Genomic DNA, 13,455 nt, shown 5'->3' with positions numbered 1-13,455 from the left:
TAGCAAGACAATCACAAGGCGCCTTTCCAAGGCGCCATTGTCATCGGATATCTGTCTGGGCAGAGAGTGATGCGGCATGTAAGCATCATGTCTGAAACGCCCGATAAAGCTGCCACGACAAGCTTTTGCCGCCTGAGGAGAACCAAAACTATGGATGCCACGGCTTCCAACGCCGCGCTGCCCGCAGCCGAACCCGCTCCGCTCAAAGGCGGCACGCTCGCGCTGCTGACCGTCGGGCTTGCGCTCGGCACCTTCATGGAGGTGCTCGACACCTCGATTGCGAACGTCGCAGTGCCGACCATTTCCGGCAGTCTCGGCGTCGCGGCCAGTCAGGGCACCTGGGTGATCTCGTCGTACTCGGTCGCCTCGGCGATTGCCGTGCCGCTGACCGGCTGGCTCGCGCGACGCGTCGGCGAGGTACGGCTCTTCACACTGTCGGTGCTGCTGTTCACGATCGCGTCGGCGGCCTGCGGTTTCGCGCATAACTTCGAATCGCTGATCGCATTCCGGCTCGCGCAAGGGCTCGTGTCCGGGCCGATGGTGCCGCTGTCGCAGACGATTCTGATGCGCTCCTACCCCCCCGCGAAGCGCGGCCTCGCGCTCGGCTTATGGGCGATGACGGTGATCTGCGCGCCGATCTTCGGCCCGGTGATGGGCGGCTATATCACCGATAACTTCACGTGGCCGTGGATCTTCTACATCAACGTTCCGATCGGCCTGTTCTCGGCGTTCTGCGCGTATCTGCTGCTGCGTGGCCGCGAAACGCAGACGACGCGCCAGCGCATCGACGTGGTGGGCCTCGTGCTGCTCGTGACCGGCGTGTCTTGCCTGCAGATGATGCTGGACCTCGGCAAGGACCGCGACTGGTTCAACTCGACGTTCATCGTCGCGCTCGCCGTGATAGCGCTCGTGTCGATTGCATTCCTGCTCGTGTGGGAGTTGACCGAGGAGGAGCCGATCGTCGACCTGTCGCTGTTCAAGGATCGCAATTTCGCGCTCGGCGTCGTGATCATTTCGTTCGGCTTCATGGCGTTCTTCGGTTCGGTGGTGATCTTTCCGCTATGGCTGCAAACGGTGATGGGCTACACGGCGGGCCTCGCGGGCCTCGCCACGGCACCCGTCGGACTGCTTGCGTTGTTTCTATCGCCGATGATCGGCAAGAACATGCATCGGCTGAATCTGCGCATGGTCGCGAGCTTCGCGTTCATCGTGTTCGCGATCGTGTCGTTCTGGAACTCGACGTTCACACTCGACGTGCCGTTCGGCCACGTGATCCTGCCGCGGCTCGTGCAGGGCATCGGCGTCGCGTGCTTCTTCGTGCCGATGACGACGATCACGCTGTCCAGCGTGCCCGACGAGCGTCTTGCGAGCGCGTCGGGTCTGTCGAACTTTTTCCGCACGTTGTCGGGCGCGATCGGCACTGCGATCAGCACGACGTTCTGGGAAAACGACACGATCTATCACCACGCGATGCTCGCCGATACGGTCAACACGTATTCGGCCAACACCAACGCCTATACGAATGCGCTCGCGGGCGCTGGGCTGTCCGGCGACAGTCTCACCGCGCAGTTGAACCAGGTGGTGACTAGCCAGGCGTACATGATGGCCACCAACGATTTTTTCCGCATCTCGTGCGCGGCGTTTATCGTGCTGGCCGTGCTCGTGTGGATCACCAAGCCACGCAAGGGCAGCGGGCCCTCGTTAGGACACTGAAGCAAACACGCGGCAGCGGCGAATGCATCGCCGCTGCCGCCACAGCTTCAGCTATTGCGACATCGCCTCGCCATTCGGCAGCCTGATGGTCTTTCCGGGCATCGTCTCCGGATGCGTCGCATCGGGCGCGTTCTGCGATGGCGTCGCACTGCCTTGCGGCGCGCTGTCGGCTGTGCCCGTGGTGCGTCTCACATACTGCTTGAAATCAGCACCGGCTTCCCACGGATTCGGCTTGCAGCCGAGCGAGCTGTCGCAGTGCGCGGAAAAGCCGATCGTAACGGTGCCATCGGGTTCCGAGGCGCGCGTGATCTGAAACGCGAGAGCCCGCTTGCCACCGTCGGGACCGGCGGTCTGGATCAGCGAGTCGTTTGCGGTCTCGATCTTGTACTTCGAATGACTCGCGACCCACGATTGCGCCCGTTGCCACCAGAGGTCGCATTCGGCCTTGTTCGAACACGTCAATGGCTTGGTCGCGATCTGCATGACGTCCGGATTGACCTGACCCTGCGTTGAGCATCCCGTAGTCGCTAGGAGACACAGTGCGGCCAACAGAGCTTTGTTCTTCACGTCGATACCTCCCCCTGTGGAGCCTGTCATATTATTTTGGACCACCCCATCGAAGCGGTGTTTCACCCAGATCAGAGAATCGCGACGGCGCGTGGAGAATTTGCCGATTGCGCGCGCTCGACGAGAGCAATCCGTAGAGCTTACTTGCGGTTTCGCACGACAAAAAAAAGCGGCCACGTGGGCCGCTTGATCACTTCTCGAGTTGTTGTTGTCCGAGCGCTCAGACACTGAAGCGATTGAGCGTATAGGCCCGATACGCGGCGACGAACGCGTCGAACGAACCAACCTCCTCGCGTTCGAGCTTCGCCTGTTCGTCGAGCGATTGCGCCGCGAGGTCCGCAAACGCCTTGGACTGCTCGGCATCGAGCGGACGCGCGCGGAAGTACGCGGCGTGCGCTTCGCTTTGCGCGAGGCCGAACGCGAGAAAGCTCTGCTGCTGGTCACGCATCATTTGCAGCACGCGCGCCGATGGCGTCAGCGATACGTCCGCGAGCTTCGCGCGTTGCGCGGCGACCGCGCGCGCGTGTTCGTCGCCGCCCCTCAAGCCGTCGAGCACGGCCGCCGCGGCGTCGATTTTCACGAGCAGTTCGTCGGCCCATTCGGTCATCGCGACCGGCTTGCCGTCGCGAACCAGTTCGAGGCCTGGCTTGCGGCCTTCCATCGTCACGCGGCTGAAGTTCTGATTCGCTTCGGTGTAGGCGGGCGGAGGCAATGGCGCGCTGTCGTCGAGAGCGCACACGAGCAGGTACGCGTCGAGAAAGCGCGATGTTTCGAGCGAAATGCCGGTCGGCTCGAACGGATCGATATCCATGCAACGCACTTCGACGTATTGCACGCCGCGCACGGCGAGCGCATGGAGCGGCCGCTCACCCGGATACGTGACGCGCTTCGGACGGATCGTCGAATAGAACTCGTTTTCGATCTGCAGCACGTTGGTGTTGATCTGCACCCACTCGCCGTCGCGTTGCGTACCGATTTGCTCGTAGGCGGGATACGGCTGGCTCACGGCTTTCGCGAGCGCGTCGAGATAGCCGGGCAGCGTGTCGTAGTCGGCGTGCAGCGCGGCTTGCGCGGTCGTATTCGAATAGCCGAGATCGCTCATGCGCAGGCTCGTCGCGTACGGGCGATACAGCGTGTCGGCGTCGAACGCGTCGAGCGTGTGTTTGCGATCGCGGAGGAATCGACGATCGAGCGCCGGCGACGCGCCGAACAGATACATCAGCAGCCAGTTCGTGCGGCGGAAATTGCGGATCAGCGCGAGGTAGCGGTCGGACTGGAAGTCGACGGCGTTCGCGGTGGATTGCTGATCGGCGTGCAGCAGGCGCCACACTTCTTCGTTCAGCGAATAGTTGTAGTGGATGCCCGCGATGCACTGCATCGTGCGGCCATAGCGCAGCGCGAGGCCGACCCGGTACACGTACTTCAGCTTGCCGATGTTCGACGTGCCGTAGTGCGCGATCGGAATGCCGTCGTCGGTGGCGGGCAACAGCCCCGGCATCGAGTTGTTCCACAGGATCTCGTCGCCGAGCTCCGCGTAGACGAAACGATGCAGCACGTCGAGCTGCGCGAGCGTTTCGGCGGCGTCCTGCTCGGCCGGCGTGATCAGCTCGAGCAGCGCCTCGGAGTAGTCGGTCGTCAGCGACGGATGCGTGAGCGCCGAGCCGAGCGCGCGCGGATGCGGCGTCATCGCGAGCTGGCCGTCGCGCGTTACGCGCAGGCTTTCCCTTTCGATGCCGCGCAGGCCGCGTATCAGCGCATCGCGCTGCGGGCTCGAGTCGAGCACGGACAGGCGGTGCGAAAGCACGTCGGTCGTGCCGGATGGTGTGGTGTTTGGCATTGATGCAGGTCGGGCGTTGCCGGTCGCCGTGTATCGCCAGACGATTCACAGGCGATACAGCGGCTGACAACGTTCGGCGGAATTTTCAGTAGCGGGCACTTTAACATCTCGCCAGAACGGCTGCTTGCGGCCGCTTCGGCGGGGTTGAGCGCGCATGGCGGGGTCGCGCTGAACTGCGCCATCGCCATCAGCGCGTCGTGACGACGCTCAGCTCAATTCACCCGCCGCGCGCCGCGCCCGCCCGATCCGCTACCTCGTTCCACAGATGCATCGCGGCATACGCGCGATACGGCCGCCACGCGTCGCTGCGGCTGCGCTGCTGTGCAGGCCGTATCAGCGAAGGATCGCGCGCACAGATCGATTGCATCAGCACGAGATCCGACGCGGGCCATGCATCGGGGTCGCGCCATGCGCGCATCGCGACGTATTCGACGGTCCATGGGCCGATGCCCGCGAGCGCGAGCAACGCAGCGCGCAGGCTCGCGGCGTCGACGGTGTCGCTGCTGTCGAGCGGGACGTCGCCGCTCGCGACCGCGCGCGCAAAGCCCTGTAACGCGGCGACGCGTTTGCCGGGCATGCCGATCTGCGCGAGATCGACTTCGGCGAGCGCGGCCGGCGTCGGAAAACGCCACGCGGTGTCCTGATGCGGATGGCCGTCGATGCGTTGGCCCGCGCGCTGCACGAGCCGTCCGATGATGGTCGTCGCGGCCTTCACGCTGACCTGCTGACCGACGATCGCACGCACCACCAGTTCGAAGCCCGACCATGCGCCCGGCACCCGCAGGCCAGGCACCGCGGCGACGAGTGGCGCGAGCCACGGGTCCGCGGCGAGTCCGGCGGCGATCTTCTTCGGATCGGCGCGCAGATCGAACATCTTCGCGATCGGCGCGGCGAGTGCATCGGCATGCCGGCTCGCCGGCCCTTCGATGCTCGCGACGATGCAGCGCTTGCGCGGATGCAGCCGCACGCTGAGTGTGCCGCTGTCGCCGTTCCAGTCGATCGCGCGACGATACGCGCCGTCCTCGACGGCTTCGACGCCAGGCGTCGCGCGGCCGCTGAAAAAACGCAGCAGCCGCGGCCAGTCGAACGGTGCCTTGAACGGTAATTCCAGAGTTGCGACGTCGGTAAGCGTGCTCAAGCGGCGTGATCCAGGTTGGAGTGGCGGGAATCGCCATCGGGGCGGCTTGCGCGGCGGCGCGGCGCGTCGCCGGCTGAAGCGCCGCCTGCGTGCTGCGCCTCATTGTCGAGCAACGCGGCCTTGCGCGGCAGCCCCCAGCGATAGCCGGCGAGCGCCCCGCCCTTCTGCACGACGCGATGGCAAGGAATCGCGAGCGCGACCGGATTGGTCGCGCATGCGCTCGCGACGGCGCGCACCGCGCGCGGCGAACCGACCGCCTCGGCGATCTGCGAGTAGCTGCGCGTTTCGCCGTACGGGATGCGTCGCAAAGCATCCCACACGCGCTGCTTGAACGCGGTCGACGCGATGTCGAGCGGCAGGTCGAAGTCCTGGCGCGTGCCGCGCAGATACGCATCGATCTGCGCGATGAACGGAGCTAGGCGCCCAGCGTCTTCGCGCAGCTCGGCGTTCGAGAACTCGCCGCGCAATTCGTCGATCAGCAGCGCGGTGTCGTCGCCGAAACCGATCTTGCAGATGCCCTTATCGGTCGCCGCGACCAGCACGAAGCCGAGCGAGGTCGGCGCGCTCGCATAGCGCACCGTGAGCCCGGCGCCCTTGCGCCGGTAAGCGGAGGGCGCCATGCCGAGCTCGGCCGGCGCGCTGTCGTACATGCGCGACGGCGAGCCGAAACCGGCGTCGAGTGTCGCTCGCGTGACATCGGCGCCGCCCTGTAGCGCGTCGCGCAGCGCGGCGCCGCGCAGCGCGGCCTGGTACTGACGCGGCGACACGCCGACGACGCGCTTGAACAGGCGCTGCAAATGAAACGGGCTCACGTGCACGGCGTCGCTCAGCTGCACGAGCGTGAGGCGCTGCTGCGGATCGGCGTCGAGCGCCGCGCAGGCCCTCGCGACGATGTCAAGCTCGCGTGGCAGGCCGCCCGGCTGGCACCGCTTGCAATCGCGGAAGCCCGCGGCGCGCGCGGCGGCGGCATCGGTGAAGAAGGCGACGTTTTCGCGGCGCGGCTGGCGCGACGCGCACGACGGCCGGCAGAACACGCCGGTCGTCCTGACCGCGTAGAAGAATGCGCCGTCGGCATCGGGGTCGCGGTGGGTGACGGCGTCCCAGCGCTCGTCGTCGGTGTGCCACTGGGTGGCGTCGACGTCCGCGGTGGTGCGCATGGGGGTGGAATGGCGAGTGGTGGCGTTCATGATGTCCGGGGGCCCGGATGGGCAGTCAGTGTCGATGCTCATCAATCTAGGCCTGTTCGCTACACAGTACGCGCCGGTTCTTGCTCTGTCATTCGGCCGCGCTTGTCCTTACCCGTGGTGGGGTCAAAACCCCCGGCAAACCGTGGTCCGAAACGCCGCGGAACGCTCGGCGGCCGGGCGTTTTGCCTCAAATCGCGACAATTTTGCACGATATCGGGTTTTCCCTTAAAAAGGTATTGCGTCGCACCAAGCCGATGTGTATATTAGTACCTGTCTCCTCCATGTCTCCTCCTGATATGGATTCAGCCCGCTCCACTTGAGCGGGCTTTTTTTTGCCCGCCGATCCGCCCCCCGCCCTTTCTCCTACACTTCCTAATCGGTTCTCCGAACTAGCGAAAGGGCGTTCAACATGAAAATCCACATTCGCGAGATCGACCACGTCGTGATCCGGGCGACGCACGTCGAGACTCTCGCGCGCTTTTACTGCGACGTACTCGGTTGCAGCGTTGAAAAGGAGCAGCGCGAACTCGGCCTCACCCAGCTGCGCGCGGGCCGATCGCTGATCGATCTGCTGCAGGTCGGCGCTAAGCTCGATCGCGCGGAAAACGGTGAGGCGGGCACCGGGCGCAACATGGATCACCTGTGTCTGCGCGTCGAGTCGTTCGACGCCGACGCGCTGAAGGCGCATCTGAGCGCGCATGGCGCGCGGCTCGGCGAACAGGGGGTGCGTTATGGCGCGGACGGGTTTGGACCGTCGCTGTATCTGTTCGACCCGGAGGGCAACATGGTCGAACTGAAGGGGCCGCCGGAGGCGGCGCGAATCACGTCGCTCTGAAGGCGAAAACGAAACTGCGCAAAAACCGGTTCAGACCGGTTCCATCACGCGTCGGCGGGCGCTTTCAGTACGGTCCAGTCGATCTTCACCGCGTCGGCTTCGGCACTGCCGAGCCAGCCTTCGCCGTCCTGCACCGTGCATTGCAGCCGCATCGTGCGCTCGGCGAGTGAGCCGAGCGATGCCGCGACGTCCTCGCCGAGCGTCCAGACCGTCACGTTGCGCAGGCGCTCGACCTTGTTGCGCACGCCCTGCCACCAGATTTCCGAGGTCCGCCCGCCATACGCGATCACGATCACCTGATTGGCACGGCCGCTCGCCTTCGCGATGCGGCGCTCGTCGGGCTGGCCGACCTCAATCCAGGTGTCGATCGCGCCGGTCAGATCCTTCGCCCACAGATCCGGCTCGTCGACATCCGACAAACCTTTGCAAAACTCCAGCCGCTCATGTGCGAACAGCGCGAACGCGGCGACGCGGACCATCATCCGTTCGTCGGTTTCCGAGGGGTGACGGGCGATCGTCAGTGAATGGTCGGCGTAATAGTGCCGGTCCATGTCCGCGATCTGCAATTCAGCCTTGTATATCGTCGATTTGAGAGCCATGCCGTTGCTAAACCAGGCGCTCGCTCCACCGGAGCGCAGCGAAAATGAATCGTCGACGGCGCGTTGCCGTTTCTTGTGTTTGCTGTACATCGTCTGTTCCTCCCGCGCCGTCGGCCGGTGCCTATGACACGGAAGGAAGCATTTAGCGGGCCACTACCGGTTCCATGGCGGTGCCGTACACGTCGCGAGCCGCCTCCCGCAGCGCCTCGAGCACGAGGGCGGCCGCCGGAGACAACAGATGCGACTGGCGCGTGATGATACCGAATGTGTCCATCCTGCACGGTAAATCGATCGGTACGCGTTTCAATACCCCGTACTGTTGGTACTGACGCGCCACTTCATCGGGCAATACAGCTAACATGTCGCTTTGCAGCAGCAGGCTCGAAATCGCGAGGAAGTTATTCGTATTGACGACGTTCTGCGGCGGATTCAGGCCAATCTGCGAAAACATCAGATCGAAGCGGTGGCGCAGCACGCTGCCCGGCGGATGCAGCACCCACGCCGCGTTGACGATACCGCGCAGCGTCAATCCCGTTTCGTTCTCGAGCGGATGGCCAGGACGGGCGACCACGCACAGCGGTTCGTCGGCGAGCGGTTCGTAGCGCACGTCGGTCTTGAACTGATTCTGCCGTTCGAGCACGCGGCCGATCATGATGTCGAGATCGCCTTCGGCGAGCCGCGGCAGCATCACGTCGGAGGTCTCGACCTCGGTCCAGATCTGCAACTGCGGATAACGCTCCTTCACGCTCGCGATCGCGCGCGGCACCATCGTCGCGGCAGCCGCGGCGATCACGCCGATGCGCACCTGACCCGCGAGCCCCGAGCGCAGCGCCGAGATTTCGTCGTGCGCCTGGCTCAGGTTCGACAGCACCATGCGCGCGTGGCGGATCATCACCTCGCCGTACAGCGTCGCGTGCATACCGTGCGGCGTGCGGTCGAACAGGCTCACGCGGAGCATGTCCTCCAGTTCTTTCAACAGGCGCGACGCGGCCGGCTGCGTCATGCCGAGCACGTCAGCCGCGCGGCGCACGTTGCCCTCCTCCTCCATCGCGGCAAGCAGCAACAACTGGCGCGTCTTCAGGCGCGCGCGCACGAACCAGTTCGAATAGCTACGCGTCATCGCAGGGGTCTCCAGGTTTTTATGGGCGATGTTTGTACGTTCTGCTTTGAAGTTCCCATGATGCCATATCGAAACTGATATCGGAGAAGCCTAAAAAGGGATTGGAAAGTTATTGGGACGACTCATACCATTCGTGGACTTTTGTGAACTTCCGGTGCGCCTTTTCCGCCGATGAACCGCGATCCGCTCGTCCCCCTCGTTACCAGCCCGTTTCGCCATTACATCAATGGCGGATGGGAGACGGGTGCGACCGCGGGCGTGTCGCTCAATCCGTCGGATCTCGACGAACCGGTCGGCGAATACGTGCGGGCCGACGTGCGGCAGACCGACAGCGCAATCGAGGCGGCGCACGCGGCGTTTCGCGACTGGTCGCTTGCCTCCGCGCAGCGCCGCGCCGACGCGCTCGATGCGATCGGCAGCGAAATGCTCGCGCGCCGCGAGGAACTGGCGCGTCTCCTCGCGCGTGAAGTCGGCAAGGTGCTGCCCGAGGCGCTCGCCGAAGCGACGCGCGCGGGGCAACTGTTCAAGCTGTTCGCCGCCGAGGCGCTGCGCGCGTTCGCCGAACCGCTCGCGTCCGCGCGTGCCGGCGTCGAAATCGACGTGACGCGCGAGCCGCTCGGGGTGGTCGGCGTCATCGCACCGTGGAGCGCGCCGCTCGCGATCGCCGCGGCGAAGATCGGTGCCGCGCTCGCGCATGGCAACTGCGTCGTGTACAAGCCGGCCGAATCGGTGCCGGCCTGCGCGGCGGCGCTGGCGTCGATCGTCAGTCGCGCGGGCTTGCCGGCCGGCGTGTTCAACCTCGTGATGGGTAGCGGCCGCAAAGTCGGTGCGCGAATCGTCGCGCATCCGCTTGTCGCCGCGATCAGCTTCACCGGTTCGTCCGATACCGGCACACGTGTGCTACAGGCCGCCGCGACGCGCCAGGCACGCGTGCAGCTCGAGATGGGCGGCAAGAATCCGTTCGTCGTGCTGGCCGACGCCAATCTCGACGGCGCGGTCGATGCCGCGCTGACCGGCGCCTTCAGCGCGACGGGCCAACGCAGCACCGCGGCCGCACGGCTGATCGTCGAGCGCGCAGTGTTCGCGCAGTTCGTCGACGCGTTGCAGGCGAAGCTCGCGAAACTCACCGTCGATCACGCGCTGAAGCACGGCACCGACATCGGCCCGGCGGCGAACGCCGCGCAGCTCGAACGCAATCTCGAATACGTGCGCATCGGGGAACAGGAAGGCGCGCAGTTGCTGCGCGGCGGTAGGCAGCTGCACCGCGCGACGCGCGGCTATTTTTTCGAGCCGGCGCTGTTTGTCGGCGAACCGGAGCATCGCATCGCGCGCGAAGAGATTTTCGGGCCGCTCGCGGTCGTGCTGCGTGCGGACGATTACGAACACGCGCTGCATCTCGCGAACGACACCACCTACGGATTGTGCGCCGGCATCTGCACGCGCTCGCTCGAACGCGCGCGGCATTTCCGCCGCCACGTGCAGAGCGGTCTCGTCACGATCAACCTGCCGACCACGGCCGTCGAACATCACGGACCCGGCGGCGGGCGCAAGGCGTCGGCCTATGGCACGAGCGATGCCGCGTTCTGGACCGCCGTGAAAACGGCGTACGTGGCGGGCTAGAACCGATGAGCCGCACCACGGTTTTCGCCGCGCCACTCACCGTGCGCCCCGCGCCACTAATCGCCCGGCTTGCCGAGCCCAGATCCACCCCGATCCGCGCGTCGGCTGGCGCCGCCCGCGTTACCCCGCTGCAACTACCACGACATCAATGCAGCTTTTCAACCTCAGGAGACAGTAGATGACCAGCAAGCTTCGCCGTTTGACTCTGACCGCGATCGCCGCCGCCGCCCTCGCCGCGCCGTTTGCCGCGCAACTGTCCGCGCATGCGGACGAGCCGCTCAAAGTCGGCTTCCTCGTGAAGATGCCGGAACAGGCGTGGTTCATCAACGAACAGAAAGCCGCAACCGCGCTCGGCCAGAAGGACGGATTCTCGGTCGTCAACATCGGTACGCCCGACGGCGAAAAAGTGCTGGCCGCGATCGACAACCTCGGCGCGCAAGGCGCGAAGGGCTTCGTGATCTGCGCGCCCGACGTGCGTCTCGGACCGGCGATCCAGGCACGCGCGAAGCGCTACAACATGAAGTTCGTGACGGTCGACGACCAGCTGGTCGATTCGACCGGCAAGCCGCTTGCCAACGTGCCGCACCTCGGCATGTCCGCGTTCAAGATCGGCAATCAGGTCGGCACGGCGATCTCCGAGGAAATGAAGCGCCGCGGCTGGAAGCCCGAGGAAGTCGGCGCGCTGCGCATCACCGACTACGAACTGCCGACCGCGAAGCTGCGCACCGACGGCGCGACGCAGTCGCTGCTCGCCGGCGGCTTCAAGAAGGAAAACATCTTCGACGCTCCGCAGAAAACCACCGACGACGAAGGCGGCTTCAACGCGGTGTCGCCGGTGCTCGCGCAGCATCCGAACATCAAGAAGTGGGTGATCTTCGCGCTCAACGAGGAAAGCGTGCTCGGCGGCGTGCGCGCGACCGAACAGCTGCACATTCCGGGCACGGACGTGATCGGCGTCGGCATCAACGGCGCGGGCGAGGCGTTCGCCGAGTTCCAGAAGAAGGAACCGACGGGCTTCTACGGCACGATCGCGGTCAGCTCGACGAACCACGGCAAGGAGAGCACCGAAAACCTCGTCGAATGGATCAAGAACGGCAAGCAGCCGCCCGCCGATACGCAGACCACCGGCAAGCTGATGGTCCGCAGCAACTGGCAGGACGTGCGCAAGGAACTGGGTATTTAAGCGAAGTTCTCGCAGCAGACGGCGGGCCGCATCGCGCGTTGCGTTTAGCGTGAGCGTGGCCCGCTCTGGTTCCATCCGTTCGAGGTTTTTCCGATGACGTCCTTATTCACCGGGTCTCATGCCGGCGACGCGGCGCTTGCGCCCTCGCCTGCACCGACGCCCGCATCCGACGCTCCCTATCTCCAGCTCGAGGGGATCACCGTGCGCTTCCCGGGCGTGCTCGCGCTCGACCAGGTGTCGCTCGAAGTGCGCCGCGGCGAGGTGCACGGCCTGATGGGCGAAAACGGCGCCGGCAAGTCGACGCTGCTGAAGGTGCTGTCCGGCGTCAATCATCCCGTGTCGGGCACGCTGTCGCTCGATGGCGTCGAGCAGCAGTTCGCGACGACCAAGGCGGCAATCGCCGCGGGCATCGCGATCATCTATCAGGAGCTGCATCTGGTGCCGGAGCTGACCGTCGCCGAGAACCTGATGCTCGGCGCGCTCCCGAATCGCTTCGGGGTTCTGGACGAAAAGGCCCTGGTCGCGCGCGCGATGCGCGAGCTCGAACGGCTCGGCGAAAAGCTCGATCCGTCGCAGCAGGTCAAGCATCTGTCGATCGGTCAGCGGCAGATGATCGAAATCGGCAAAGCGCTAATGCGCGACGCGCGGGTGATCGCGTTCGACGAACCAACCAGCTCGCTGTCGTCGCGCGAAACCACGCAACTGTTCCGCATCATCCGCGCGCTGAAGGCCGAAGGCCGCGCGATCATTTACGTCACTCACCGGATGGATGAAGTCTACGAACTGTGCGATCGCGTCACCGTGTTTCGCGACGGCCGCCGCATCGACACCTTCGAGGCAGGCGCGGGACTCGATCGCGATCGGCTGATCAGCTGCATGGTGGGCCGCTCGATCACCGATGTGTACGGCTATCGCGCGCGCGAGCACGGCGACGTGCAGCTTCAGGTCGACGGTCTGATGGGGCCGGGCCTGCGCGAACCGACGTCGTTTTCGGCGCGCAAGGGCGAGATTGTCGGCTTTTTCGGGCTCGTCGGCGCGGGCCGCTCCGAGCTGATGAAGCTGATCTACGGCGCGGTCAAGCCGAGCGCCGGCGGGGTCGCGCTGAAGGGCAAGCGCGTGCAGTTCGCCACGCCGCGCGACGCGGTGCGCGCCGGTGTCGCACTGTGTCCCGAGGATCGCAAGCAGGAAGGCATCGTGTCGATCGCGTCGGTGTCGGACAACCTGAACATCAGCTGCCGCCGCCACTTCAGTCGCTTCAACGTGCTCAACGGCCGCAAGGAAGCGCAGACCACGCGTGAGTTCATCGGCAAGCTCGCGATCAAGACCCGCAACGGCGACACGCCGATCGGCACGCTGTCCGGCGGCAATCAGCAGAAGGTGATCCTCTCGCGCTGGCTCGCCGAAGAGATCGACGTGTTCCTGATGGACGAGCCGACGCGCGGCATCGACGTCGGGGCTCGCAGCGAGATTTACGGGCTGTTGTATGGGCTCGCCGAGGCGGGCCGCACGGTCATCGTCGTATCGAGCGATCTCGCCGAGGTGATCGGCGTGACCGATCGCGTGATCGTGATGAAGGAAGGCCGCATCGTCGGCGATCTGCCGAAGGCGCAAGCCACGCCGGATGCGCTGATCAAGCTGGCGTTGCCGCGCTGATCG

General features: G+C 65.3%; 11 protein-coding genes. 5 read left to right on the top strand and 6 right to left on the bottom strand.

The genetic code is table 11. The annotated features are described in order from the left end of the window. Window positions 1–150: 150 nt before the first annotated feature. Complete coding sequence (locus AB4Y34_RS18905; protein WP_176380609.1) at window positions 151–1,713, top strand: DHA2 family efflux MFS transporter permease subunit; 1,563 nt, start codon at window positions 151–153, stop codon at window positions 1,711–1,713. Between the two features lie 51 nt (window positions 1,714–1,764). Here AB4Y34_RS18905 and AB4Y34_RS18900 read toward each other — a convergent pair whose 3' ends face one another. The 4 genes from AB4Y34_RS18900 to ada form a co-directional block, all read right to left on the bottom strand. Further along, window positions 1,765–2,280 (bottom strand): hypothetical protein, encoded by a 516-nt coding sequence (locus tag AB4Y34_RS18900; protein WP_368716843.1) that lies wholly within the window; start codon window positions 2,278–2,280, stop codon window positions 1,765–1,767. A 220-nt stretch (window positions 2,281–2,500) separates the two neighbouring features. Beyond that, window positions 2,501–4,117: a glutamate--cysteine ligase gene (gshA, locus tag AB4Y34_RS18895; protein WP_368716842.1), complete on the bottom strand. Its 1,617-nt coding sequence runs from the start codon at window positions 4,115–4,117 to the stop codon at window positions 2,501–2,503. 217 nt (window positions 4,118–4,334) lie between these two features. Next, window positions 4,335–5,255 carry a DNA-3-methyladenine glycosylase gene (locus AB4Y34_RS18890; protein WP_368716841.1) on the bottom strand — a complete coding sequence of 307 codons (921 nt, stop codon included), beginning with the start codon at window positions 5,253–5,255 and terminating at the stop codon, window positions 4,335–4,337. Continuing rightward, window positions 5,252–6,412, bottom strand: coding sequence for a bifunctional DNA-binding transcriptional regulator/O6-methylguanine-DNA methyltransferase Ada (gene ada, locus AB4Y34_RS18885; protein ID WP_368716856.1), 1,161 nt, complete (start codon window positions 6,410–6,412; stop codon window positions 5,252–5,254). Before ada ends, AB4Y34_RS18890 begins: the two co-directional genes overlap by 4 nt. 439 nt (window positions 6,413–6,851) lie before the next feature. Between ada and AB4Y34_RS18880 the strand changes: the two genes are divergently transcribed. Beyond that, window positions 6,852–7,277 (top strand): VOC family protein, encoded by a 426-nt coding sequence (locus tag AB4Y34_RS18880; RefSeq protein ID WP_176380613.1) that lies wholly within the window; start codon window positions 6,852–6,854, stop codon window positions 7,275–7,277. Window positions 7,278–7,321: 44 nt separating this feature from the next. On the opposite strand, the gene AB4Y34_RS18875 is transcribed toward AB4Y34_RS18880, so the two are convergent. Then, window positions 7,322–7,876 (bottom strand): YaeQ family protein, encoded by a 555-nt coding sequence (locus AB4Y34_RS18875; RefSeq protein WP_368716855.1) that lies wholly within the window; start codon window positions 7,874–7,876, stop codon window positions 7,322–7,324. 142 nt (window positions 7,877–8,018) lie between these two features. Beyond that, a complete protein-coding gene (locus AB4Y34_RS18870) occupies window positions 8,019–8,996 on the bottom strand; it encodes a LysR family transcriptional regulator (RefSeq protein ID WP_368716840.1) in 978 nt (325 codons plus the stop codon). 171 nt (window positions 8,997–9,167) lie between these two features. On the opposite strand from AB4Y34_RS18870, the gene AB4Y34_RS18865 reads away from it, so the two are divergent. The 3 genes from AB4Y34_RS18865 to araG all read left to right on the top strand — a co-directional run bounded on the left by AB4Y34_RS18865 (window position 9,168) and on the right by araG (window position 13,452). Continuing rightward, window positions 9,168–10,616 (top strand): aldehyde dehydrogenase family protein, encoded by a 1,449-nt coding sequence (locus AB4Y34_RS18865; protein ID WP_368716839.1) that lies wholly within the window; start codon window positions 9,168–9,170, stop codon window positions 10,614–10,616. A gap of 178 nt (window positions 10,617–10,794) precedes the next feature. Beyond that, window positions 10,795–11,799, top strand: a complete 1,005-nt coding sequence (locus AB4Y34_RS18860; protein WP_176122396.1) for an arabinose ABC transporter substrate-binding protein — start codon at window positions 10,795–10,797, stop codon at window positions 11,797–11,799. A 93-nt stretch (window positions 11,800–11,892) separates the two neighbouring features. Beyond that, window positions 11,893–13,452 carry an L-arabinose ABC transporter ATP-binding protein AraG gene (gene araG, locus AB4Y34_RS18855; protein WP_368716838.1) on the top strand — a complete coding sequence of 520 codons (1,560 nt, stop codon included), beginning with the start codon at window positions 11,893–11,895 and terminating at the stop codon, window positions 13,450–13,452. Window positions 13,453–13,455 lie beyond the last annotated feature (3 nt).

The organism is Paraburkholderia sp. BR10954, assembly GCF_040965775.1.
Taxonomy (GTDB): domain Bacteria; phylum Pseudomonadota; class Gammaproteobacteria; order Burkholderiales; family Burkholderiaceae; genus Paraburkholderia; species Paraburkholderia youngii.
Note: the sequence above shows the minus strand (reverse complement) of the source record. Positions and strands in the feature narration are given on the sequence as shown.

Coding starts and splice junctions, on each gene's coding strand:
- AB4Y34_RS18905 (WP_176380609.1), top strand. CDS start 151: ATGGATGCCACGGCTTCCAACGCCGCGCTGCCCGCAGCCGAACCCGCT.
- gshA (WP_368716842.1), bottom strand. CDS start 4,117: ATGCCAAACACCACACCATCCGGCACGACCGACGTGCTTTCGCACCGC.
- ada (WP_368716856.1), bottom strand. CDS start 6,412: ATGCGCACCACCGCGGACGTCGACGCCACCCAGTGGCACACCGACGAC.
- AB4Y34_RS18880 (WP_176380613.1), top strand. CDS start 6,852: ATGAAAATCCACATTCGCGAGATCGACCACGTCGTGATCCGGGCGACG.
- AB4Y34_RS18875 (WP_368716855.1), bottom strand. CDS start 7,876: ATGGCTCTCAAATCGACGATATACAAGGCTGAATTGCAGATCGCGGAC.
- AB4Y34_RS18870 (WP_368716840.1), bottom strand. CDS start 8,996: ATGACGCGTAGCTATTCGAACTGGTTCGTGCGCGCGCGCCTGAAGACG.
- AB4Y34_RS18865 (WP_368716839.1), top strand. CDS start 9,168: ATGAACCGCGATCCGCTCGTCCCCCTCGTTACCAGCCCGTTTCGCCAT.
- AB4Y34_RS18860 (WP_176122396.1), top strand. CDS start 10,795: ATGACCAGCAAGCTTCGCCGTTTGACTCTGACCGCGATCGCCGCCGCC.
- araG (WP_368716838.1), top strand. CDS start 11,893: ATGACGTCCTTATTCACCGGGTCTCATGCCGGCGACGCGGCGCTTGCG.